21 protein-coding genes are annotated in these 24,996 nt (G+C 32.0%); 15 read left to right on the plus strand and 6 right to left on the minus strand.

Translation table 11 applies throughout. The features are described from left to right. On the plus strand, positions 1 to 887 hold an 887-nt coding region (locus K1X44_01275; GenBank protein MBX7145920.1), incomplete at its 5' end, for a PDZ domain-containing protein. Positions 888 to 942: 55 nt separating this feature from the next. On the opposite strand, the gene K1X44_01280 is transcribed toward K1X44_01275, so the two are convergent. Further along, the gene (locus tag K1X44_01280) at positions 943 to 1,974 is read right to left on the minus strand and encodes an aminotransferase class I/II-fold pyridoxal phosphate-dependent enzyme (protein ID MBX7145921.1); all 1,032 of its coding nucleotides are present in this window, start codon (positions 1,972 to 1,974) and stop codon (positions 943 to 945) included. A gap of 86 nt (positions 1,975 to 2,060) precedes the next feature. Between K1X44_01280 and cobU the strand changes: the two genes are divergently transcribed. From cobU to K1X44_01305, 5 genes are read left to right on the plus strand one after another with little or no spacing between them, the layout of a single operon-like run. Next, positions 2,061 to 2,591: a bifunctional adenosylcobinamide kinase/adenosylcobinamide-phosphate guanylyltransferase gene (cobU, locus tag K1X44_01285; protein ID MBX7145922.1), complete on the plus strand. Its 531-nt coding sequence runs from the start codon at positions 2,061 to 2,063 to the stop codon at positions 2,589 to 2,591. A 12-nt stretch (positions 2,592 to 2,603) separates the two neighbouring features. After that, positions 2,604 to 3,632, plus strand: a complete 1,029-nt coding sequence (cobW, locus tag K1X44_01290; GenBank protein ID MBX7145923.1) for a cobalamin biosynthesis protein CobW — start codon at positions 2,604 to 2,606, stop codon at positions 3,630 to 3,632. A 17-nt stretch (positions 3,633 to 3,649) separates the two neighbouring features. Continuing rightward, on the plus strand, positions 3,650 to 7,423 hold the full coding sequence (gene cobN, locus K1X44_01295; GenBank protein MBX7145924.1) for a cobaltochelatase subunit CobN: 3,774 nt from the start codon (positions 3,650 to 3,652) through the stop codon (positions 7,421 to 7,423). Next, positions 7,407 to 8,018, plus strand: a complete 612-nt coding sequence (gene cobO / locus K1X44_01300; GenBank protein ID MBX7145925.1) for a cob(I)yrinic acid a,c-diamide adenosyltransferase — start codon at positions 7,407 to 7,409, stop codon at positions 8,016 to 8,018. Before cobN ends, cobO begins: the two co-directional genes overlap by 17 nt. Before the next feature lie 3 nt (positions 8,019 to 8,021). After that, positions 8,022 to 9,488 carry a cobyric acid synthase gene (locus tag K1X44_01305; protein ID MBX7145926.1) on the plus strand — a complete coding sequence of 489 codons (1,467 nt, stop codon included), beginning with the start codon at positions 8,022 to 8,024 and terminating at the stop codon, positions 9,486 to 9,488. Here the strand turns inward: K1X44_01305 and cbiB are convergent. Beyond that, positions 9,485 to 10,474: an adenosylcobinamide-phosphate synthase CbiB gene (gene cbiB, locus K1X44_01310; GenBank protein ID MBX7145927.1), complete on the minus strand. Its 990-nt coding sequence runs from the start codon at positions 10,472 to 10,474 to the stop codon at positions 9,485 to 9,487. The two genes, K1X44_01305 and cbiB, sit on opposite strands and share 4 nt — an antisense overlap. A gap of 48 nt (positions 10,475 to 10,522) precedes the next feature. On the opposite strand from cbiB, the gene K1X44_01315 reads away from it, so the two are divergent. From K1X44_01315 to cobM, 6 genes are read left to right on the plus strand one after another with little or no spacing between them, the layout of a single operon-like run. Continuing rightward, positions 10,523 to 11,473 carry a sirohydrochlorin chelatase gene (locus tag K1X44_01315; GenBank protein MBX7145928.1) on the plus strand — a complete coding sequence of 317 codons (951 nt, stop codon included), beginning with the start codon at positions 10,523 to 10,525 and terminating at the stop codon, positions 11,471 to 11,473. Positions 11,474 to 11,478: 5 nt separating this feature from the next. Then, positions 11,479 to 12,117 (plus strand): precorrin-8X methylmutase, encoded by a 639-nt coding sequence (locus K1X44_01320; GenBank protein ID MBX7145929.1) that lies wholly within the window; start codon positions 11,479 to 11,481, stop codon positions 12,115 to 12,117. Beyond that, the gene (cbiE, locus tag K1X44_01325; GenBank protein MBX7145930.1) at positions 12,117 to 13,322 is read left to right on the plus strand and encodes a precorrin-6y C5,15-methyltransferase (decarboxylating) subunit CbiE; all 1,206 of its coding nucleotides are present in this window, start codon (positions 12,117 to 12,119) and stop codon (positions 13,320 to 13,322) included. Before K1X44_01320 ends, cbiE begins: the two co-directional genes overlap by 1 nt. Further along, positions 13,319 to 14,026: a precorrin-2 C(20)-methyltransferase gene (gene cobI / locus K1X44_01330; GenBank protein MBX7145931.1), complete on the plus strand. Its 708-nt coding sequence runs from the start codon at positions 13,319 to 13,321 to the stop codon at positions 14,024 to 14,026. The genes cbiE and cobI overlap by 4 nt, the downstream gene beginning before the upstream one ends. 2 nt (positions 14,027 to 14,028) lie before the next feature. Continuing rightward, positions 14,029 to 15,822 (plus strand): precorrin-3B C(17)-methyltransferase, encoded by a 1,794-nt coding sequence (cobJ, locus tag K1X44_01335; GenBank protein ID MBX7145932.1) that lies wholly within the window; start codon positions 14,029 to 14,031, stop codon positions 15,820 to 15,822. Beyond that, a complete protein-coding gene (cobM, locus tag K1X44_01340) occupies positions 15,819 to 16,592 on the plus strand; it encodes a precorrin-4 C(11)-methyltransferase (protein ID MBX7145933.1) in 774 nt (257 codons plus the stop codon). The genes cobJ and cobM overlap by 4 nt, the downstream gene beginning before the upstream one ends. Here cobM and cobK read toward each other — a convergent pair. Both cobK and K1X44_01350 read right to left on the minus strand, forming a co-directional pair. After that, on the minus strand, positions 16,582 to 17,376 hold the full coding sequence (gene cobK, locus K1X44_01345) for a precorrin-6A reductase (protein MBX7145934.1): 795 nt from the start codon (positions 17,374 to 17,376) through the stop codon (positions 16,582 to 16,584). The genes cobM and cobK overlap by 11 nt on opposite strands. Positions 17,377 to 17,440: 64 nt before the next feature. Continuing rightward, positions 17,441 to 19,171: an ABC transporter ATP-binding protein/permease gene (locus K1X44_01350; protein ID MBX7145935.1), complete on the minus strand. Its 1,731-nt coding sequence runs from the start codon at positions 19,169 to 19,171 to the stop codon at positions 17,441 to 17,443. A gap of 173 nt (positions 19,172 to 19,344) precedes the next feature. Here K1X44_01350 and K1X44_01355 point away from each other — a divergent pair, with 173 nt between their 5' ends. Together K1X44_01355 and pgi are read left to right on the plus strand one after the other, a co-directional pair. Beyond that, the gene (locus K1X44_01355; protein ID MBX7145936.1) at positions 19,345 to 20,979 is read left to right on the plus strand and encodes an alpha-D-glucose phosphate-specific phosphoglucomutase; all 1,635 of its coding nucleotides are present in this window, start codon (positions 19,345 to 19,347) and stop codon (positions 20,977 to 20,979) included. A gap of 1 nt (position 20,980) precedes the next feature. After that, positions 20,981 to 22,633, plus strand: coding sequence for a glucose-6-phosphate isomerase (pgi, locus tag K1X44_01360; protein ID MBX7145937.1), 1,653 nt, complete (start codon positions 20,981 to 20,983; stop codon positions 22,631 to 22,633). Here the strand turns inward: pgi and glk are convergent. Both glk and K1X44_01370 read right to left on the minus strand, forming a co-directional pair. Further along, positions 22,630 to 23,619 (minus strand): glucokinase, encoded by a 990-nt coding sequence (gene glk / locus K1X44_01365; protein ID MBX7145938.1) that lies wholly within the window; start codon positions 23,617 to 23,619, stop codon positions 22,630 to 22,632. The two genes, pgi and glk, sit on opposite strands and share 4 nt — an antisense overlap. 6 nt (positions 23,620 to 23,625) lie before the next feature. Beyond that, on the minus strand, positions 23,626 to 24,045 hold the full coding sequence (locus K1X44_01370) for a GFA family protein (protein MBX7145939.1): 420 nt from the start codon (positions 24,043 to 24,045) through the stop codon (positions 23,626 to 23,628). A 141-nt stretch (positions 24,046 to 24,186) separates the two neighbouring features. Here K1X44_01370 and lgt point away from each other — a divergent pair, with 141 nt between their 5' ends. Beyond that, positions 24,187 to 24,996: a prolipoprotein diacylglyceryl transferase gene (lgt, locus tag K1X44_01375; protein MBX7145940.1), complete on the plus strand. Its 810-nt coding sequence runs from the start codon at positions 24,187 to 24,189 to the stop codon at positions 24,994 to 24,996.

Raw genomic sequence — 24,996 nt, forward strand, 5'->3', positions numbered from 1 at the left:
AAGAAATAATTATGTTAAGTAGACAAGCATGGATAGGTAGTCATTTAATAAATGTAGCAGTATGGAGCGGTGACATCGATTCGTCATGGGAAGAGTTATTAAAACAGATTAAAGTAGCGCAAAATGTTGCTTTATCTGGAATTTATTGGTGGACAACTGATATTGGTGGTTATAGACCTGTTGGTTTAGACGATAATGAATTTCAAGAGTTGATTTTGAGATGGTTTCAATTTGGAGCATTCTGTCCCCTATTTCGTTTGCATGGTTATCGTCATCCACCATTACCAGACAATGAATGTGGATCTTCTGGTGGTCACAATGAAATATGGTTATTTAATTATAGTAGTCAAATTATTGATATAATCCTACTGCGGGAATCTTTACGTGACTATGTTGAATATCACTTGAATATTTCACATGAAAATGGAACTCCTATTCTACGGCCAATGTTTTATGATTTTAGTGATGATAGTGAATGTTATAAAGCTGAAGACCAATATATGTTTGGGTCAGATTACTTGGTCGCTCCTGTCTATACCTATCGAGCTACATCACGATCAGTTTATTTACCTGCAATATCTAAACACAATTTAGTATGGCAACACTACTATACAAAGCAATTCTATGCAGGCGGTCAACGTTATAATATTCCTAAAACTGTTGATGGTACTTTAATTAGCAAAATAGAAAGAGGTAGTGTGGCGTCCCAACAAGGATTACAAGTGGGTGATATTATTGTTCAAATTGGCCAGACAAAAGTCACATCACCTAGAGAAGCAAACCGTCTTATCGATACGGTAAAAGAAAATAAAGGATCTTCTGTACTTTTTTTAATAAACCGCCAAGGTAATAATATTTTTGTAGCTCTTAAAATAGATAAAGTTTAAGGATTATGCTCCCCATTTTGTAGATTATCTATGGGGTGGGGCGCGCATTTTATATTTAATACTCATTCCATAAAGAAAGGGCTTTTGTTAAACGTTTAAATGTTTGTGGTAAGGGCATCCCTATGCGTATCCATGAAGGATTTTCTTTATAAATCCTTGTATAAATTCCTTTTTTTCCAAGACATTGGTACAAAGAAAAAGCTCTAGAATCATTAATAAATGTAAATAAGGCCGTACCTTTATATTGTTTAAAATTATAGGTTTGAAAAACTGAATGAATTTTTTTTGATGTTATTTGAAGCCAGTTTTTAGTTTTGTTAATCCAAACTTTATCGTTAAAAGCTTTTATCCCAATTTCTATAGCGGGATGACTTATAGGCCAAGGTCCAAGAAAGTGATTAATTTGTTGAATGACGGGATGGGCACTAATCATAAATCCTAATCTTAAACCTGCTAGCCCAAAAAATTTTCCAAAAGATTTAAGAACAATAATGTTGGAATGATGTAATAAGGGAACAATACTATATTCAGGTATTGGATCTACAAATGCTTCATCAATAATAAGAATACCTTTATTTTTTTTTAAAAATTGAGCTGTGTCCAAAATAACATTATGGTCAATAATAGCACCATTAGGATTGTTGGGATTACAAATAATTAAAATTTGCTGATCCCGTTTAAGCTCAGTTATCTTTTTTACATAAGTAATCTTTGAATTTTTAGAACCCCAACATTTTGCATATTCATTATAAGTGGGTGTTAAAATGGATATGTTTTTGTATTCTTGAAGAAAAAGTGGAAGAGTTTGTAAAAAAAATTGTGAACCTGGTCCAGCTATAATATCAACTTGATCTGGTGTCTGATAATAATTTCTAGCAATTTCTAATAATTTACTTATATCATTTTGGGAGGGTAGTTTTTGATATTTTTCGTTTTTTATAAATGAAAAAGGATAAGATCTTGGATTTATACCTGTAGATAAATCAACCCACGGGTGGTTAGGTTCACCAAAATAATTCTTAGCATAAATTAGGTCTCCACCATGATCGGGCAGACACAATTCCTTATGTAATTTTTTTATAGGCATAAAATTTAATTAATATTAATTGGTTATTGCAATCTATATTATTATTCTTAATCTATATTAAGTTTTTTTAATAAAGAAAGTAAATAATGTCTGAACCATTTAATCTTGCCAAATTAACCTTGATTTTGGGTGGAGCTAATTCAGGCAAAAGTTTATTTGCAGAACAATTATTATCTTCTTGTTCCTCAAAAGTGTATTTAGCAACAGCTCAACCTTTTGATCAAGAAATGACAGAAAAGATTTATCAACATAAACAGCGACGTGATCAAAATTGGACAACGATTGAAGAGCCTATATTGCTATCACAAAAATTGATGATGTTGAATGAAGAAAAAGCATATTCGGTAATATTAATTGATTGTATAACCTTATGGGTATCAAATTTGATGATACATAAATTAAAAATTGATCAAGAATTTGTAAAATTTGTTGATATAGTGAAAAATACTAAAATCCCAATTGTGATTGTTTCTAATGAAGTAGGTATGAGTATTATTCCAGATAATGAATTGGCAAGATCTTTTCGTGCATATGTTGGGCAATTAAATCAGTATCTTGCTGCTGCTGCCCTAAGAGTTTATTGGGTAGTAGCTGGTATTGGTACAATTATTAAATGATGAATAGGAGATATGATGGGGTATAAAATTCCAGCAACAATTATAACAGGTTTTTTGGGTTCGGGTAAAACGACTTTATTACAAAATTTATTGAAAACAGCCCATGGTAAAAAATTGGCTTTTATTATTAATGAATTTGGTGATAAAGGATTTGATGGAAAATTAGTTAAAGAATGTGGCATTGAAGGGTGTGATGATAATTCAATTATTGAATTATCTAATGGATGTATTTGCTGTACTGTTGCTGATGATTTTGTACCAACACTTAATATATTGTTATCAGAGAAAATAAAACCTGATCATATTATTATCGAAACATCAGGGTTGGCGTTACCTAAACCATTGGTGCAAGCTTTTAATTGGCCAGATATAAGCCACAAGGTGACAGTTGATGGTGTGATAACTGTTTTGGATGCTCCAGCAATTGCAGAAGGAAGATTTGTAGATAATATAGAAAACCTTGATCAACAAAAATTAAATGACCCTAATATTGACCATGATAATCCTGTGGAAGAATTATTTGAAGACCAACTTGCTTGTGCTGACTTAGTTATTTTGAATAAAATAGATAAAATTAATGATAAAACGCTAGATGATATTAATAAAAAAATTTCACCGCATTTAAGAAGCGGTGTTAAAGTTTTGCGGGCTACTTATGCTGCGATTGACTCTCAAATATTGTTGGGTCTTGCCGCTGAAACAGAAAAAAATATTCATGCACGAAAATCGCATCATGATTTTGAAGAAAACCATGACCATAAAGATTTTGCAAGTTTTAGTCTTACAATTCCTGTAATTAATGATCTACAAAATTTTCTACAAAAGATAGAAAAGATTATTACACATAGTGATGTTTTAAGGATAAAAGGATTTATTGCGGTTGCGGATAAAAATATGCGCTTAGTTATTCAAGCGGTAGGCAAAAGAATTCATCATTATTATGACCGTGATTGGAAAAAGGATGAAGAAAAAAAAGGTTATTTGGTTATTATAGGCATGTATGATTTAGATCAAGCGTCAATAACACAAACTTTGATGTAAGACATTAATTTAAAAATATGCATCTTTTAACAACCAAAAAACAAGGTTTAATTGAAGATAATGAAGCGATTGAATTAAATCAAAAACCTGCTGATATTGTTTTTCTTTCGTGCGCTGATACAGAAATTGCATGTTTAGCGGGTGCTTATAAAACCTTGTATCATGATCAATTTCCAACGTTAAGGTTGGCTAGTATTTTACAACTTAAACATCCTTATTCAATTGATCATTATATAGACACGATTATTCAACATGCAAAAATTATTGTTATAAGACTTTTAGGTGGTAAAAATTATTGGCCTTATGGTATTGAGCGTATTCATTATATATGTTCTATAAAAAATATAAAAATTATATTGTTGCCAGGTGATGATGTTTTCGATCAAGAGTTAATCGACTTATCTAATATTTCTTTAGATATATATAAAGATTTATGGAATTATTGTATTCACGGTAATTTATATAATATGAAAAATTTTTTATATTATTGTGTTTCTTTAATTGGTTATCAATATACTTGGCAAAAGGCTGTAAAATTGGCAAAGGTTGGGTTGTATAGACCAGATATAGAAGATTTAAAAATAAATAATCTGCATGAACATCAATTTTTCCAAAAAAATAAAGCTTTTGTACCGGTAATATTTTATCGTGCATTAATTCAAAGTAATAATCTTGAAGTTATTCATAAAATAATTGAAGAACTGGAAAAAAAGGGAATTATCGCTTTACCTATTTATGTAACGACTCTCAAAGATCCAGAAATTATTGATACAATTGAAGAATATTTTTCACTTTATCCACCATCTTTTATTTTAAACATGACAGCGTTTTCTATATCTAAACCAGGTCATGATTTTTGCGCAAGGCCATTTTCAAATTTTAAATGTCCTGTTTTCCAACTTATTACAGCAAGTACAGATGAAGAAAAATGGTTAGCTCAAGCAAATGGATTATCACCACGTGATGTGGCCATGTATGTTGCTTTGCCTGAAATTGATGGAAGAATTTTGACACGGGCTGTGTCATTTAAAATTCAAAAATATTATGATGATCTAACACAATGTTATATTACACTTTATAAACCAATCATTAACCGAATACAGTTTATTGGCCAGATTGTAGAAGGTTGGTTGAAATTAAAAAACACATCAAATGAAAATAAACGTCTTGCTTTAATTTTAGCTAACTATCCTAACAAAGATGGACGTCTTGCCAATGGTGTTGGTCTTGATACACCTGAAAGTGTGATAGTTCTTTTAAAAGTTTTAAAAGAAGAAGGTTATAATTTAGATATTTTATCTTTAACAAATAAAGATTTAATGGATTTAATATTAGCAGGTCCTACAAATAATCATAAAAAATTAAATGACATCCATGTTTCAGTTAAATTATCTATGGAAAAATATTTGTTTTTCTTCTCTCAATTATCTTTTAAAGTACAAAAGATGATTACAGATAAATGGGGACACCCGCATAAAGATCCTTTTGTCAAACATGACTTTTTTGAATTACCTATTTATTTATTAAATAATATTGCTATAGGGATACAACCTGCAAGAGGATATAATATTGACCCTGTTAAAACTTATCATGATCCGGATTTGTCCCCACCCCATGGATATGTAGCATTTTATGCGTGGCTTAGATTTGAATTCGGGGTTCATGCTATTGTACATATGGGCAAACATGGGAATCTTGAATGGTTACCGGGTAAAGCCCTAGCTTTATCAGAGGATTGTTTTCCTGAAGCAATTATGGGGCCAATACCACATTTTTATCCTTTTATAGTTAATGATCCTGGTGAAGGGAGCCAGGCAAAAAGACGCACGGCAGCAGTCATTATTGATCATTTAACACCACCCTTAACCCAGGCTGACAGTTATGGGATATTAAACCAACTTGAAAATCTAATTGATGAATATTATCAGGCAAGTGAAATTGATCCAAAAAGGTGCGCCTATTTAGAAAAGAAAATTTTTGAATTTGTTCAATCACATAATATTTATCAAGAATGTAATATTGATATTCATGATACTAATCAAAAATCTTTGGAAAAAATTGATAACTATTTATGCGAATTGAAAGAAATGCAAATACGAAATGGGTTGCATATTTTAGGTACATATCCGTCTTCAGATAAACTAGTTGATTTTATTTTTGCGCTAGTAAAATTGCCAAGGCAAAAAGGTATTGATCAAGATCAATCAATTTTACGGGCTTTAGCTTGCGATTTAAAAATTCTTCCAACAGTATTTGACCCTTTAAAAGTTGATTTTAAAAAACCATGGCAAGAAGAAAAAAACAATGTGCTTCAAAATCTTACTGAAGCCTCTTGGCGTACCCATGGTGATACATTAGAAAGACTTGAAATTTTAGCAAAAAAAATAATAACTAAAAAACACGAGATGCTTCCAGATTGGGATATGACTAAAAAGGTTTTAGCTTATATTGACCATCAATTATTACCCAAAATTCAGCAAAGTATAAAGCTAGAAATAGGAAATTTGATAAAAGGGTTAAATGGATATTTTGTTGAACCTGGACCTTCTGGCGCACCTACACGAGGAAGACTTGATGTATTACCAACGGGGCGTAATTTTTATTCAGTTGATACAAGAAGTGTTCCAACCCCAACAGCATGGGCATTAGGGTGGGAATCGGCTAATTTAATATTGGAAAAACATCGTCAAATTCATGGCAGTTGGCCTAAAAATCTTGCCCTTAGTATATGGGGTACATCCAATATGCGTACAGGTGGCGAAGATATTGCGCAAATTCTTGCTTTATTAGGTGTGAAGCCTAATTGGGAAGAAGGATCAGGTAGGGTAGATGGTTTTGAAATTTTACCTTTGACGGTTTTGGATCGCCCACGCGTAGATATAACCATTCGTATTTCTGGTTTTTTCCGGGATGCTTTTCCAGCCCAGGTAGAATTATTAGATCAAGCCATTCAAGCAGTAGCGTCTTTAGAAGAACCAGACAATGATAATCCGTTAAAAGCAATGGTTCATCAACATAAAATGGAATTAATTAAAAATGGATATTCAGAAGATATTGCGATTAGAAAATCAACTTACAGAATTTTTGGATCAAAACCTGGGGCTTATGGGGCTGGATTGCAAGCTCTTATCGATGAAAGAGGTTGGCGGGATAGAAGTGATTTAGCTAAAGCCTATGTAGCTTGGGGTGGCTATGCTTACGGAATAAAAACTCAAGGTACAGCCGAACATCAGATTTTTGAAAAGCGTATTTCACATTTGGATGCTATTTTACATAATCAAGATAATCGTGAACATGATATTCTTGATAGTGATGATTATTATCAATTTGAAGGTGGGCTTGCGTCTGCTGTATATCATCTGAAGGGAAAAGATATCCCTATTTGGCATAATGACCATTCCCAACCAGAAAATTTACAAATTAGAAATTTACAAGATGAAATATCAAAAGTAGTACGTGCACGTGTCGTTAACCCTAAATGGATTAAATCTGTTATGCAACATGGATATAAAGGTGCCGCAGAAATTGCGGCAACTGTTGACTATTTATTTGCTTTTGCGGCAACAACAAATTGTGTAAATCATTATCATTTTGATTTAGTTTATGATGCATATATATGTCAACAAGAGGTTTTAGATTTTTTAATTGAAAAAAATATTAATGCAGCTCAAGAAATTGCAGAACGGCTTATTGAAGCACAAGTCCGGGGATTATGGCACGCCAAATCAAATTCGACTTATGAACATTTACAATCATTAGTTAAAGGAAAAATTGATGAACGATATAATTGATTTCAATAAGGCTGCAGATCAAAAATCTGCCAAGCGTCAAGAAGCGAGGCAAAAAATAATGGAAACAAAAACTTTGGAAAAAGGTTTAATTATTGTTCACACGGGCAAAGGAAAAGGTAAATCAACAGCTGCTTTTGGGTTAGTTATGCGTGCGCTGGGTCATGGATTTAAAGTTGGTATTGTTCAATTTATTAAAGGTGCTTGGGAAACAGGTGAGAAATACTTTTTAGAGAAATTCCCTGATCAAGTAATTATTCGTACGATGGGTGAAGGATTTACCTGGAATACCCAAGATCGTGCTCGTGATATTGAAATGGCAAAAGTAGCATGGAATGTAGCTAAAGACATGATTGAAGATCAATCGTTTAAATTAATTATTTTGGATGAGATTAATATTGCGCTGCGTTATGATTATCTTGATATTAAACAAGTATTAGACGTTTTAAACAAAAAAAGGACGGATTTACATATTGTGTTAACTGGTCGTAATGCAAAAGATGAATTGATCGAAAAAGCTGATTTAGTTACAGACATGACAATGATTAAACATCATTTCCGTAATAATGTAAAAGCTCAACCCGGAATAGAGTTTTAGCTTATGTCGGCTTTGATGATCCAAGGTACAGGATCGGATGTGGGCAAATCGCTTATTACTGCGGGTCTTTGCCGTTTATTTACCAAACGTGGTTTAAAAGTCAGACCTTTTAAACCACAAAATATGTCTAATAATGCAGCTGTAACTATAGATGGGGGCGAAATTGGGCGCGCCCAGGCTTTACAAGCTTGGGCATGTAATATTGATCCTAGTATTCATATGAACCCAGTACTTTTGAAACCTCAAGGAAATTCCTATTCTCAGATAATTCTTCAAGGAAAATTATGGAATATAATAAAGGCCAGCCAATATCAATTAATGAAATCTACTTTAATGCCTTTTGTTTTAGAAAGTTTTGATAAATTAAAAAATGGATCGGACCTAATGCTTGTCGAAGGTGCAGGTAGCCCAGCCGAAGTAAATTTAAGAGAAGGTGATATTGCAAATATGGGATTTGCTGAAGCTGCAGATTTACCGGTTATTTTAATTGTTGATATTGAAAGAGGTGGGGCCATAGCAAATGTGGTTGGGACTTATACCATTTTAGCAGAACAAGAAAAGAAAAGAATTAAGGGATATATTATTAATAAATTTTGTGGAGATCAAAAATTATTTGAAAACGGTATACAAATTATAAAAAATTATACAAAATTACCATGTCTTGGAATTATTCCTTATTTCCCAAAATTAAAGAACTTACCTGCCGAAGATAGTTTATCATTAAAAAACCTTTATTATAATTCAGAAAAAAAAGATCAAAAAATTAAAATTGCTGTTTTACCTTTACCAAAAATTTCTAATTTTGATGATCTTGATCCTTTGCGTATGGAAGCAGAAGTTGATCTTTTTTTTGTTCAACCTAAATCTCCATTACCTATGGATGTTGATATGATTATCATACCAGGTTCAAAGGCAACGATTTTAGATTTACAATTTATTATTGAACAGGGATGGGATATTGATTTAAAGGCCTATCAACGTCAAGGTGGCAATATATTAGGAATATGTGGGGGGTATCAAATGTTAGGGTCAATCTTACATGATCCTAACGGTATAGAAGGTGTCCAAGGTAGCTTTGAAGGGATTGGGTTATTACCTTTAGAAACCATATTTAAAGAAAATAAAATTCTTAAAAGAAATAATGGGTTTATTGTTGGAAGTATGGAAGAAATTTCTGGATATGAAATTCATAATGGAGAGACAAAAAGTTTAGAATCTTTACCGTCAATGATTACTTTAATGGATGGACAGGAAATTGGATTTTCATCAAAAGATAAAAAAATTTTTGGATGTTATTGGCATGGATTATTTGCCCAAGATAATTTTCGGCAATCATTTCTTAAAAGAATTAAAAGTGATTTTCAAGGAACATTAAAATATCAAGAAAATATAAATAATATTTTAGATGATTGGACCATTATCCTAGAGGAGGTTTTGGATATTAGTGCAATTTTAAAGATAGCTCGTTAATTTAGCAAATATATTAAACATACTATAAAAATAAATAAAAAATTAATAAAACATCCTATTAGATAAATATTTATGCCTTTTTTTAAGGTATCTACAATTGGATTTTTATCACCATTGAAATTGAACCATGACAGTTCTGTAATTTTTCCATTATAAAAACGTGGACCTCCAAGAGCAATATCTAATCCCCCTGCCATAGCAGATTCTGTCCATCCTGCATTAGGTGAAAGATGATTTTTTGCTTGTGTTATCATAATTGAAAAAGCTTTTTTACAAGCTTGCCAAGAAAATATTAAAGAAGCTAATGATAAAAATATTCCCGCTATCCGTGCAGGTAGCCAATTAACACAATCATCTATTTTTGCCGAAGCCCAACCAAAATATTTATACTCATCAGATAAATGACCAATCATACTATCCGCTGTATTGATTAATTTATAGGTTATTACACCAGGTAATCCCAAAACTAATCCCCAAAATATAGGAGCTATAACACCATCACAAAAACTTTCGGCTAAAGATTCTAAGGTTGCTCTTATAATGTCGGGAGAGGAGAGTTTTTGTGTATCTCTACCAACTATATGTGATAAAGCCTTTTGCGCATTAATGATATCATTATTGATTAAATAATTTTTAATGAGTGTCACATGTTGGTAAAGACTTTTTTGGGCAATAAATATGCTTATAAGCAAACTAATTAAAACCCATCCAAAAGGTAGGATAGAAATTAAATTTTCTATTAAGTATGTAAAGCCATATATAAAACATATAAGAAAAATTATTGTAAAACAGCCATTTATTTTTCGATGTTTATTGGAATATTTTTTTTTATTGGCAAAACGGTCAAAAATGTTGATGATAGATCCAAATAAGGCAACAGGATGCTTTATTTTTTTATAGAGATAAGAAGGATCACCAATTATACTATCAAAAATAATAGCAAAGCCAATGATAATAAAAGGATTATAGGTAAAATAATCTAACATAATTTTATATTACATGGATTAGATTTTTATGACTAGAAGAGATTAAATATGACAAAGCTTGGTATAATGATTTGTGGTCACGGTAGCAGAGATATTGAAGCAATTCATGAATTTAACCAACTTGTTTCAGATCTTAAACCTAAACTTACATCCTATCATGTGGCGAGCGGTTTTTTAGAATTTGCAAAACCTATTATTAAAGAAGGTTTGGATGTTTTAAAAGAAAAGGGGGTCAAAAGAATTTTGGCTATTCCTGCCATGTTATTTGCAGCAGGGCATGCAAAAAATGATATACCTTCTGTTTTAAATAACTATAAACATTTAAATTCTAATCTTACAATTGATTATGCGCGTGAACTTGCAGTTACCTTAAAATTATTAAAAGTATCGTCCGAAAGAATTACAGAGGCAGAAAATTGTTCAACAAAAAAAATTGATCGTCAAAATACTTTGTTATTAGTTGTTGGCCGTGGCACATCGGACCCTGATGCGAATTCTAATGTTAGCAAAATTACCCGTATGTTATGGGAAGGTATGCAGTTTGGATGGGCAGAAACAGCATATAGTGGGGTTACCTATCCTCTTATTGGGGATGCTTTAAAACGCATTGTATCTCTTGGTTATCAACGGATTATTGTTTTCCCATATTTTTTATTTACAGGTGTTTTAGTTAAAAGAATTTATCAAGCTGTTGATGAGATTAGTCACCATTATCCAGAAATTGATTTTGTTAAAGCACCCTATCTTAATAATCATCCATTGGTATTAGAAACTTTTATAGATCGTATCCAAGAAATAATCGAAGGTCACAATTTAATGAATTGTTCCTTATGTAAATACCGGGAACAGGTAATTGGTTTTGAACATGAGGTAGGTACCCCGCAAGTGGGCCATCATCATCATGTAGAAGGTATAGGTCATGATCATCATCATAACCACGACCACCACCACAATCATGAACACTTTCATGTTCATCATACCCATGGTCCCAAAAAATAATTAAAATGATTTTTGATTATATTAAAAATCCAGAAGAAATTTATAAAAAAAGTTTTGACATCATCACAAAAGAAGCTTGTCTTGATAAATTTTCTTCGGATGTACAACCTCTTGTCATACGTTTAATCCATGCCTGTGGTATAACAGAAATTGTACATAATCTTGTTTTAACAGATGGTTTTATTGAAAAAGCAAAATCCATATTACAAAAACCATGTAATATTTTTTGTGATACATATATGGTTACACAAGGTATTATAAAGAAAAATGTTCCAGAATTTTGTGAAATTAAGTGTTTTATTAATGAGGATAAAATACTAGAACATTCAAAAAATAATCATACGACCAAAGCTGCTGCTGCCGTTGATTTTTGGAATGATGGTAAAGATTTACAAAATTCTATTATTGTAATTGGTAATGCTCCTACAGCATTATTTCGTTTACTAGAAAAGATATATCAAGGTTTGATTAAGCCTGGCTTAATATGTGCTTTTCCCGTTGGTTTCGTAGGGGCAATCGAATCCAAGCAAGCACTTATTGATATGAATGCGGATATACCTTTTATTACTTTAAAAGGAAGGTTGGGGGGAAGTGCGATGGCAAGTGCGGTTTTAAATTCTTTATTAATTGAGTTTTGTACATAATGAATCCATGGCTTACAATTATTGGATTAAATCAAAAAGGGATAGGTACTTTATCAGCGGATGCCCAGCATGCTCTTCACCATGCAGAAATAGTAGTGGCTGCTCAAAAATATCATGATTATTTTCCGGAATTAAAAACAGAACGTTGGATTTGGCGCAGGCCGCTTAAAAGAACTTTAGATGCTCTAGAAAAGGTAAGGGGAAAAAAGGTTGTTGTGTTAGCAACAGGCGATCCTATGTGGTTTGGTGTAGGGGTAAGTTTAAGCAAAAGATTTTTGCCCCATGAAATGTCTATTATACCAGGTATATCGGCTTTCTCGCTTGTGTGTGCAAGGTTGGGTTGGTCTATTTCAACAACAGTTTGTATAACAATGCATGGTAGGCCTATTAATCAATTAGTTAATTTTCTTGCTCCTCATCAACGTCTAATACTTTTAAGTCATGATCAAACTACCCCTTCAAAAATAGCAAATTTGTTAACTGAGCGCGGTTATGGATCAAGCAAAATGATAGTTTTTTCAGATATGAATAGTTTATCTGAAAAATATATAGAAGGTTTAGCAAAAAATAATAATTTTTTAGATTGTTCAGATTTTAACACCATTGCTATTGAATGTAGTGAAGGTGAGGTAAATTCTTTAATGCCCTTGACGATTGGATTACCTGATGATGTTTTTCATCACGATGGGCAGTTAACAAAATATAAAATTAGAACTTTAACTTTGTCGGCCTTAATGCCAATGCCCAATCAAACTTTATGGGATATTGGGGCAGGGTGCGGTTCGATTTCAATTGAGTGGGCGCGTTATCATTCAACAATGAAATCTTATGCAATAGAAAAAAATGAAAAAAGATGTCAATTTATAAAAGAAAATTCCGATAGCTTTGGATTATCTAATATAGATATTTTATCTGGAACAGCACCTGAAATTTTAAATAATTTAGAAAAACCAGATGCCATATTTATTGGCGGTGGTTTATTAGAAAAAAATATGATCGATATATGTTGGCAAGCTTTAAAAAAATCAGGACGCTTAGTAATTAATACAGTAACCATAGAAAGTGAACAAGAAATTTTAAAAATATATAAAAATTTAGGTGGTAAATTAAGTAAAATATCAATTGAACAACCTGACTTACTAGGAGAATTAACAGTATGGCGTAAATCAATGCCCGTTACACAATTAACGGTTATAAAAACATGACACAGGTTTGGGGAATTGGGGTTGGGCCAGGTGATCCAGAATTATTAACTATTAAAGCTTTAAAAATTATTCAAAAAGTAGATATATTAATTTTTCCACAAACAAATTCAAATCAAACTATGGCTTATAATATAGTCCAATCTTTTATATCAGATAAACAAAAAAAGATTTTTTTTGATTTACCACTTCACCAACAAGAAACTGAAAGAAAAAAAATTTATACAGATTTTTCGGCACAAATAGTAGATTATATAAATAAAAAACATTCAATAGCTATTATATGTGAAGGTGATCCATTTTTTTATGGATCATTTATTTATTTATATATGATTCTAAAAGATTATATTAATATTGAAATTGTTCCTGGTATATCATCTGTATTATCGTCATCCAGTGCAGCAAAAATCCCTATGGTATTTGGTACAAATAGTTTTTTGGTTTTGCCTGCAATTTTACCGGATGTGATACTTAGAGAAAAAATAAAAACGGCTGAATCCGTTGTATTTATTAAAATTGGTCGGCATTTTCCCAAATTGTTCAATATTTTAAGAGATATGGATCTGGATCAAAAAGCCATGTATGTAGAATATGCGACTTCACCTAATATGAGCATTTTACCTTTAAATCAGGTTGATAAAGAAAATATACCTTATTTTTCTTTAATTTTAATTCCAAATTTAGACAATATATTTATTGAAAATTAATTATGATTGCGCTTATTGTTTTTACTTCTTCATCTTATGATTTAGCAAAACGAATTCAAAATTCATTGAAAGATACCATTATTCATGTGTATAAATCAGTTAAAAATTATGATGATAAGAAAGATATAGTTTTTGATGATGTCAATTCGCATTTATGTCATATTTTTAAACAAAGACAGCCAATAGTTGGTATTTGTGCCGCCGGTATTTTAATACGTAGTTTAGCAAATGTTTTACATAATAAAGAGAAAGAACCTCCGGTCTTGGCAATTGATCATCATGGGACAATAGTTATACCTTTATTGGGTGGACATAAAGGTGCTAACAAGCTTACACAGGATATCAGTAGAATAATTAATGCACATCCATGCATAACAACAGCAAGCGATCAATTACTAGGATTTTCATTGGATGATTTACCTTGGGGTTGGAAATTTGATAATCAACAAACTATGAAAGAAGCAACAGCTTTATTGTTGGAGCAACAATCAGTTAATCTTAATATAGATACAAAGGTGGATCATTCTTGGTTGTCTGAAAAATTAACTATAGATAAGGATGCCAATATTAAAATTTGTTTAACAGAAAAAATAATACATGATTATAAAACTTTATCTATACATCCAGCCACTTTAGCTATAGGTATTGGATGTGAACGCTTTACCGATTTTACAGAATTAGAAGAATTAGTTTTATCAACCTTATCGAAAGCTAATTTATCTATATGTTCTGTTGCGTGTTTATGTTCAATAGGTATTAAAATGATTGAGCCTGCTTTTCATGAACTTGCAAAAAAATTTTCTATACCTTTAAGATTTTTTAATAAAGATGAACTTAATAAACAAAAAGATAGATTGATAAATCCATCTCAAACGGTCTTTGATAGTATAGGTGTTTGGGGGGTGGCTGAATCAGCTGCTTTAGCAGCAGTTGGAGAAGATGGGCAGTTAATTGTTGAAAAACAAAAATCAAATCGTGCTACTTGTGCAATTGCAAGAAGTAACAAAATTATTGCTGCTGATAAAATTGGTCAGGCAAGAGGTACATTATCTGTTGTGGGGTTGGGACCCGGATCTTTTGGTATGCGAACAAATGAAGCAGAAAAAATACTTTTACAAACTGAACATATTGTTGGATATGAAGGATATATTAAGCTTATTGAAAATATAATTCATAATCAAAAGATACATCTTTTTGCATTAGGTCAAGAGCAAGAGCGTGTTGAAAAAGCATTAGATTTAGCAAGCCAGGGAAGCAAAGTTGCTTTAGTTTGTTCGGGTGATCCTGGTATTTATGCAATGGCAAGTCTTGTTTTTGAATGTTTAGATAAATCACAATCAACTGAATGGTCAAGGATCTATGTTCAAATAATTCCTGGTATATCTGCCATGCATGCAGTTTCTGCACGTTTTGGCGCACCATTAGGTCATGATTTCTGTGCTGTATCTCTTTCTGATCTTTTAACCCCATGGGGGATAATTGAAAAAAGGATTACAGCTGCTGCACAAGCAGATTTTGTGATTGCATTTTATAATCCAACATCACGTCAACGTGATTGGCAACTTCAAGAAGCGTGTCGTATCATAAATCGATTTCGTGACCCCTTAACCCCTGTAATTATAGGTCAGTCTGTTGGTAGAGCTGAAGAAAAGCTTATGTACACAAATCTACAAGAAATTAATTTTCAAGATATAGATATGTTTTCTTTAGTTATAATTGGCAATAGCCAGACGCGTAAATTTGAAAAGAAAGATGGCAATTTTTGGATTTATACACCAAGAGGATATAAATTATGAAAGTATATTTTATTGGTGCGGGCCCAGGTGCGGCAGATCTAATAACTTTACGTGCCAAAAATTTGATTGAGAAATGTCCTGTTATTTTATATGCAGGATCACTAGTTCCAGTTGAAGTTTTATCATATGCTTTAGATAATGCCAAAATTATTGATACGGCATCTTTAACACTAGAGGAAATTATTCAACATATTGGAGAAGCAAAAAAAACAGATCAAGATGTTGCACGCTTGCATTCAGGTGATCCATCGATTTATGGGGCTATAGCTGAACAGATGCGTTGTTTAGATAATTTAAAAATTGATTATGAAATTATACCTGGTGTTTCATCTTTTACAGCGGCGGCGGCAGTTTTAAAAAAAGAACTGACTTTACCTTCTATTAGTCAGACTATTATTCTAACCCGTACAAATGGCGTAGCTTCGTCTATGCCTGAAAAGGAAGATTTAAAAAAACTTGCTCAATCTTGCGCAACATTGGCAATTTATTTATCGATTAAAAATATTAAATCGATTATTAAAACATTAAAGCCGCTGTATGGTGAAACATGTCCAATTGTTATTTGTTATAGGGTAAGTTGGCCTGATCAATTAATTGTTCAAGCTACTTTAGAAACGATTCTTGAAAAATTAAAACCACATAAATTAACCCGTACAGCTCTTATTCTTGTAGGATGGGTTTTATCAGATGACCAACAATTTACTGATAGCAAACTTTATGATCCAACCCATCAACATCTCTTAAGACCAGCTAAAAAATCTATATCTTAAAGAAATTTTTTTTAAGCCAAGAAATAATTTCGAGGACTGATAAGAAACATGTATTATTTGGTATCACTTTAGGTTGGCTAATCATAATAACTTTAATTCCTAATTCTCTTGCAGCTATAATTTTATTATAGCTAGCTTGTCCGCCACTATTTTTAGTTACTAAAGTTTCAATTTTGTATTGAGACATCAATTCTTTTTCAGCAATTAATGCAAAGGGTGGAAAACCGGTGATAAAAGTACAGTTTTTAAATTTTATGAATTGACAATATGGATCTATAGTTCTGACCAAAAAAGATTTATTAGAAATAGTATTAAAATCAGAAATAAATCGTTTACCAATTGTCAAAAATATATGTGTTTCGGGTTGATTTCTTACAAGATTAATAGCTTCTTCAATCGAATGGCATTCTAACCATTGGTCATCTTTTTGTTTTGTCCAAGCTTCTCTTTCAAAACGTACAAGTTGAATCTTAAGTTTTTTTGAAGCTTCTGTGGCATGATTTTTAATTTGCTGCGCAAAAGGATGGGTTGCATCAATAATTAATTTTGTTTTATAAGATTTTAAAAAATTCTCTAATCCCTGGATACCACCAAACCCACCAATATTAATATTATTTTGTGAATAAAATACAGGATCCAGACTTAAAGATCTTGTAAATTGAGTAGCACCTGCAAAAGAAATAGTACAATTTTTATAGTTTAGGTCATTGAATATAAAATTGGCAATTAAACGCGCTTGCTCCGTACCAGCTAGTAATAAAATGTGTCCATTTTGTGAATTCATTTTATTGACCTTATATAAGATATTGGAAAAGTTAATTTATTGATAAAATTAAATAATTAAAACTTTATTTTCTTTTAATTTCTGTAACTTGTTGCTGGGCAACGTGATAGACGACGTCAGAAGTTTGGACCCACGCCGGTTGATGCGTAATAGCCAAGATGGTGAAATCACCTGATAACGCACGAATATTTTTGCAAATTGATGCTTCTGTTTCTGGATCTAAAGCACTGGTTGCTTCATCCAGAATAAGAAGTTTAGGTTTGTGAACCAAAGCTCTGGCAATGGCAATTCTTTGTCTTTGTCCCCCAGACATTAGGGTGCCTCTCTCTCCAACGATAGTATCTAGGCCTTCGGGTGAATTATAAACGTAATCCCAAACGCCGGCAGCTTTAATTGCTTCTTCTACTTCATGACGTGTGAATTTTGATTCTCCTAAGGTTATATTATTGATGATGCTATCATGGAATAAAATTACTTCTTGAGGTACATAACCAATCATAGAACGCCAGGCATGTAAATTAATTAAATCTAAAGGGGTGTCATCAATTAAAACTTGTCCAGATTCTGGTAAATGAAACCCTAAAAGTAAATCTGCAATCGTTGTTTTTCCTGCCCCTGATACCCCTGTAATGGCGGTAATTTTTCCAGCTGGAATCATAAGGGAAATTTCATGTAATACTTTTTTAGGTCCGTAAGAAAAGGATACATTGTTAAATTTTAAACTCTCTTCAAGTTTAGGTAGATATTTTCCACTATTAATCTCTATCTGTGATTTGGCTTCTTTAATAACTTTCTGCATAGACCAATAAGCACTTTCTGAGGCAGATGCTAATTGTAGTGACTGTTGAATTTTACCAAATGTGTTAATTGTTTTGGACATTATAATTCCCATAACAATTAGTTCAGTTAAAGGTATTTGCCATAATTTTGCTGCACCATAAAAAAATAAGGCCAAGAAAAGAGCTGTAAGCGGTTCTTGAATATTTTTGGTTGCATATTTATACAAAACTTGATGACGCAGCGATTTATTAAGGGAATAAGTATCAGCTGAAAAAAGTTGTCCTAAACGTATATGTTTGGCCATAGCTTTAATAGCTTTAATGCCAACTAGAAAATCTGTAAGTTTTGTAACTAAACTGCGAGTTTTTTTGGTTTGTTTACGTCCAGCTTCTCTTGTAAGTTGGGTTAACTTCACCAAGGATAAAGAAATTATCCCACCAATTAATAATGAAGTGAGGGCTAACTTCCATGAGACAGCTAAAGCAAGTAAAGCATATATAATTGTTTGAATAAGCATATTCATCACAGAGGCTGCTGAGCTATAAGCTTCAGAAGCACGACCAGCTTCCCCACCTATGGCGTTGGCAAACCTACCAATAGGTTGTCTAGAGTAATAAGACCATTTTGCGTTTAAAAGACAATCAATAAGAGAAAGGCGCAAATTGGTTGCGACTGAGGCAACTGTATATCCCACATAATTAAGGGTAATCATTGTTAGAATAGATTTAAGCACTATCCCTAAAACGAATATACCTAATAAAATTTCAATTTCTAAAGGTATACCTAACCACATAAAGATTTGTGTGGTCATTTTTTCTATTGATGATGGATCACTGCTCGTTTGGCCACTGGCAATAACAATAGAAGGGAGCAAGCTCATTAATCCAATACTTTCGAATAGTCCCGCCAAAACAAGACATATTAAAACTGTAATAGGTTGTAGAAAGCCTGCTGCAAAAAATATTTTGAAAATACTAGTATAGGCACTAAATAGTCGAATAAGATTTTTAAACATATTTAATTTTAATTAACGGATCATTTAATATGGGTTAACATTGCAATGCAGCGAAACTATACAAGGATATTAGAAGTTTGTTATGATGCTTAAAGGTTTGTTATATTTTCAGAACCCCAATTGTTACTTTTTTGCAACAAATGAGCAATTTTAATTAATTTTTAGAGTTTGAAGTGATAATAAAACACATTAATACACAACCTTTTATGGATCAAAGACCAGGGACATCTGGTTTGCGTAAAAAGGTTAGTGTGTTCCAGCAATCTCATTATTTAGAAAATTTTATTCAATCAATTATTGATATTATAGGTGGAGGAAAAGGTAAAACCTGGATTATTGGGGGTGATGGACGCTATTTTAATGATGAAGCAATTAAAATTATTTTAAGAATTGTTTGTGCAAATAAATTTAAAAAAGTATGGATTGGCCAAAATGGTTTATTATCTACGCCTGCTGTAAGTCATTTAATAAGACATTATTATGCAGATGGTGGTGTTATTTTATCGGCTAGTCATAATCCAGGTGGTATAAAAGGTGATTTTGGTATTAAATACAATACATCTAATGGAAGTCCTGCCCCAGAAAATATAGTAGAAAAAATTTACCAAAGAACACAAGAAATCACAACATATAGAATTTCTGATGACTTTTCTTTGGATTTAAGTTTCCTTAATAAACATACATATGAAGAAACAGAAATTGAAATTGTAGATTCTGTATATGAGTATGCTTTGTTGATGGAAAAGATATTTGATTTTCAAGCTATTCAAGACTTATTTATTATTAAAAAATTTAATTTTGTTTTTGATGCTATGCATGCTGCGACTGGCCCATATGCTTTAGATATTTTTGAAAAAAGAATAGGGGCGTCTTCAGGTACAGTTAAAAATTTTATTCCCCAGAAGGATTTTGGTGGGATACATCCTGATCCAAATCCTATTTACGCACGGCACTTAGTTGATCTTATGATGCAAGATCAACATCCAGATTTTGCAGCAGCGTCAGATGGGGATGGTGACCGTAATATGGTTATTGCACCATCACAAATTATTATTCCTAGTGATAGTATAGCTATTTTGGCAGCTCATGCTCATTTGATACCGGCTTATCAAAATGGTCTTAAAGGGGTGGCTAGATCAATGCCAACAAGCCAAGCTTTGGACCAGGTAGCACATTTTTTAAATATACCTTGTTATGAAACACCAACAGGTTGGAAGTATTTTGGTAATTTACTTGATGCTGGGTTAATTACATTATGTGGTGAAGAAAGTGCAGGATCTGGTTCTAATCATATACGAGAAAAAGATGGATTATGGGCAATATTATTTTGGCTTAATCTTATCGCTATAAAAAGGGAACCAGTTAATAAAATTGTATCTGATCATTGGCATAAATTTGGTAGACATTTTTATGCACGTTATGATTATGAAAATTTAGATAAAAATATAGCAGATAAAATGATGAATGGTTTTGCTGAAAATATGCATAAATTTATTAATAAAACTATACATAGTCGAACAATTATTAAAATTGATAATTTTTCTTACCAAGATCCAATTGATGGATTTATAGTTTATCATCAAGGATTTAGATTAATTCTTGATCAGGGTGGACGAATTGTTATGCGTTTATCTGGTACAGGAACGGAAGGAGCAACGCTTAGGATTTATCTGGAACAATACATAAAAAATTATCGAGATTATTCTATACAATCTGCGTATATTTTACATGAACTGGATTATATATCAAAAGAAATTTTAAAATTGACCGAATATACGGGTCTTCGTCAACCAACAATTATAACATAAAATGGAAAAACCTGTTTATTCTGATCCAATATGGACACTGCTTAAAGAGCAGCATGCATTTTTAAGTGCTATTCATATGCGTGATCTTTTTGATAAAGAAAAAGATCGTTTTAAACAATATTCTTTAACGATCGATAATATTTTAATTGATTTCTCTAAAAATATTTTGAATCAAGAAACCTTATCTTTGCTTGTTAAATTAGCCACACAAGCAGGACTTGATAAAGCTATACAAGATATGTTTCAAGGAAAACGAATTAACGCTACAGAAAATAGAGCAGTTTTACATCATGCATTAAGAATGCCAGAAAATTCAAAATTGGTTGTAGAGGGACAAGATATCATTCCACTTATTAACCAAACTCGTAATAAAATGATAAATTTTTCTGAACAAATACGTAATGGTATCTGGTTAGGTTCAACTCAAAAGAAAATTAAACATATAGTTAATATAGGTATCGGGGGGTCAGATCTAGGTCCCAAAATGGTTGTTGAAGCGTTAGCAGCTTATGTTGATCCTATATTAGATTTTCATTTTGTATCAAATGTTGATGTGCATGATTTAGGAAGAGTTTTAGAAAAAATAAATCCAGAAAACACAATTTTTATTGTTGTTTCAAAAACATTTACAACCCAAGAAACTTTACTAAATGCAAAAACTGCATGGGCATGGCTATATAAATATTTAGGTGATCATAAATTGGTTTCCAAACATTTTATTGCTGTAACATGTGATGTAAATGCGGCTGTAAAGTTTGGTATAAGTGATGAAAATATTTTTCAATTTTGGGAATGGGTTGGTGGGCGTTATTCTCTTTGGTCTGCAGTTGGATTAATAATTATGTGTGCAATTGGAAAAAAATCATTTATGGATTTTTTGGCAGGTGCCTACGCAATGGACCAACATTTTCAATCTGCCCCTTTTACTAAGAATGCTCCTGTTCTTTTAGCTTTATTAGGTATTTGGTATATAAATTTCTTCGATTATAAAAGCCAGGCTATCCTTCCTTATCATAATAACTTACGTTATTTACCTGCTTATTTACAGCAAGCAGATATGGAAAGCAATGGTAAGTCAGTTGATCAACAAGGAAATTATATTTCTTATAATACAGCCCCAGTTATATGGGGGGAACCTGGTACAAATGGACAGCATGCTTTTTATCAACTCCTTCATCAAGGTACACAAATCATACCGGCAGATTTTATTGGATTTGCACAAGGTAATTTTTCTGAATATGGCCATCAAGAAATTTTACTATCACATTTTTTTGCCCAAACTCGTGCTATGATGATAGGTAAAACTGAAAATGAAGTAAAATTGGAATTAGAGGAAACAATATTATCTAATCGTGAAAAGGAAATGATATTACCCCATAAAATATTTTATGGAAATAGACCAACAAATACTATTCTTTGCTCAGCTCTGACCCCTTATAATTTAGGGATGCTTATTGCTTTGTATGAACAAAAAATTTTTAGCCAGGGTATAATTTGGAATATTTATTCATTTGATCAATGGGGTGTTGAATTAGGCAAAAAACTAGCTGGTAAGATTCTTGAAAACTTACAGCAACAAAAAATACCCAAAGATTACGATTCATCAACCCAAGGTTTAATTGAATTCTATTATAAAAATTTATCTAAAAATTAGCTAATATTATCTTGAATATAACGTAAAGATCCAAAAAGTGCCGGGTAAGATGCTGTAATAACATAGGTAGGGATATTTTTCATAAGATTACTATGAATACCTTTATCATTAAATCTTTGACGAAAATCACTTTTGTCTAGAATAGGTAAAAGTTTTTCAATAATACCACCTCCAATATAAACACCTTGTGAAGCATTAAACATTAAAGCTACATCTCCTGCTATACTACCTAAAATAGCACAAAATAAATATATGGTTTCATGACAAATTTTACATGTTTGATTAAGACCATTATGTGTTATTTCTTGGGCAGTAAGAGACGAAGGATTTGAATAATGATGTAATTTTGATAAAGCTAGATAGAGAGATTCTAACCCATAACCACTTAATAATTTTTCATAACTTATATATGAACCATGATGTTCTCTTAATATATTCAGCAATGCAATTTCTTTATTATTATAAGGTGCAAAAGCAATATGGCCACCTTCCCCAGCTATTGCTATCCAATGGTTTTTATATGGTATGAGACCTGCGATACCTAATCCTGTACCCGGTCCAATCACAGCTAAATTACCATGTAATGGGGTTCGATTTTTATCAAAATCGCCTATAGGTAAATATTGCTCTTGTTTTAAATCAGGTAAAGAAAGAGCTAAAGCATGAAAATCATTAATAACAAAAAGCCTTGTCCAGCCAAATAAACTTTTATACTCCTCAATTGTGAAAGTCCAAGAATGGTTAGTAAGTTTTATTATTTCTTTATTTATGGGGCCTGCAACTGCTAAGCATGCGTAAATGGGATTTTGATTTATTTTTTGTAGGTAGTTTTTTATAATTTGATCTAGTTTTAAATATTCTTGATTATTAAAAACTTTAATCTGTTTAACAGTTTTTTTTTCTAAATTTGCCAAACCCAGACGTGTTGCTGTACCACCAATATCTCCAATTAACCAAAGATTATTCTGATGATTATAATTTTGCATATAAAATTATAAAGGTTCAATGCCGCTTATGCCGCCTTTTTTAGGCAGAGAATCGTGAATGTCAATCCACGGAGCTTTATCACTATAAAAGCAGTGAGCGGTAGGTTGAAGATTAGTATTATCTGGCAAGCTTGCTCGTGTTATATGAATTTCTTCTGGCCAGCGTTTAGATTGAAAAAATAATGGAGATCCGCATATACTACAAAAACTTCTTTGGGCGTCAGGAGATGAATGATAGTCTGTTAAACTTTTATAAAGATTAAGCACAAAATTTTTTTTCAATACACCAACCCAAGTGACAAAAGGTGCACCTTGTGCTTTCCTACACATAGAACAATGGCAATGGGCGACCCATTGTACGGGAAGAATAAGTGTAAAAGCTATTTGTTTGCATAAACAAGAACCATTAATTTTATCAATATTCATAAGACATTTACTTTTTTTATAAATAGTATAATATTAAGCAGCAACTAACCATTGAAATTATATACTATTTTTATGTTAGTTTAAATATTTTTGGGGCAAATCAAATTAATATTAATTCTAACTTTTTATGAGTTGTAAATCATGTTTTTTACACTAACCTATCCTATCATTGATCCTGTTGTAGTTCAACTAGGTCCTCTTGCTATTAGATGGTATGCTTTAGCCTATGTTGCGGGAATTATTTTAGGTTGGTGGTATGGACTTTATCTTTGCAGCCATCCTCGTTCAAAAATAACCAAGGTGCAATTTGAAGATATTATTGTGTGGGCAACACTTGGTATTATTTTAGGGGGGCGTCTAGGCTATGTGCTTTTTTATAATACAGATTATTATTTTCATAATCCTTTAAAAATTATAGCAGTTTGGGAAGGGGGAATGTCATTTCATGGTGGTTTATTAGGTACAATTATTGCTATGATTTTATATGCACGATATAAAAAATTATCTTTCTTTGTGGTATCTGATATTATGGCATGTGCAACACCTATAGGGCTTTTTTTTGGAAGACTTGCTAATTTTATTAATGGAGAACTTTATGGTAAGGTAGCGATTGATCTTCCTTGGGCGATGGTTTTTCCTCGTGGTGGTCCTTTTCCTCGTCACCCTAGTCAACTTTATGAAGCTTTTCTAGAAGGGATTGCATTATTTACACTTTTATTTATTGTAATTCATGTAACTAAAGCCCGGTTTCGTCCTGGTTTAATTTCAGGAATATTTTTAATTTTTTATGGAACTTCAAGATTTATTATAGAATATTTCCGCGAACCCGATGCACAAATTGGCTATTTATTTGATCATACAAGTATGGGCCAACTTCTCTCGGTACCTATGATTTTAGTAGGTATAATTTTTATTATTTATGCAAGAAAACGTACTCAACCAATGTCTTGA

It is taken from the genome of Alphaproteobacteria bacterium, from assembly GCA_019695395.1.
Classification (GTDB): Bacteria; Pseudomonadota; Alphaproteobacteria; order JAEUKQ01; family JAIBAD01; genus JAIBAD01.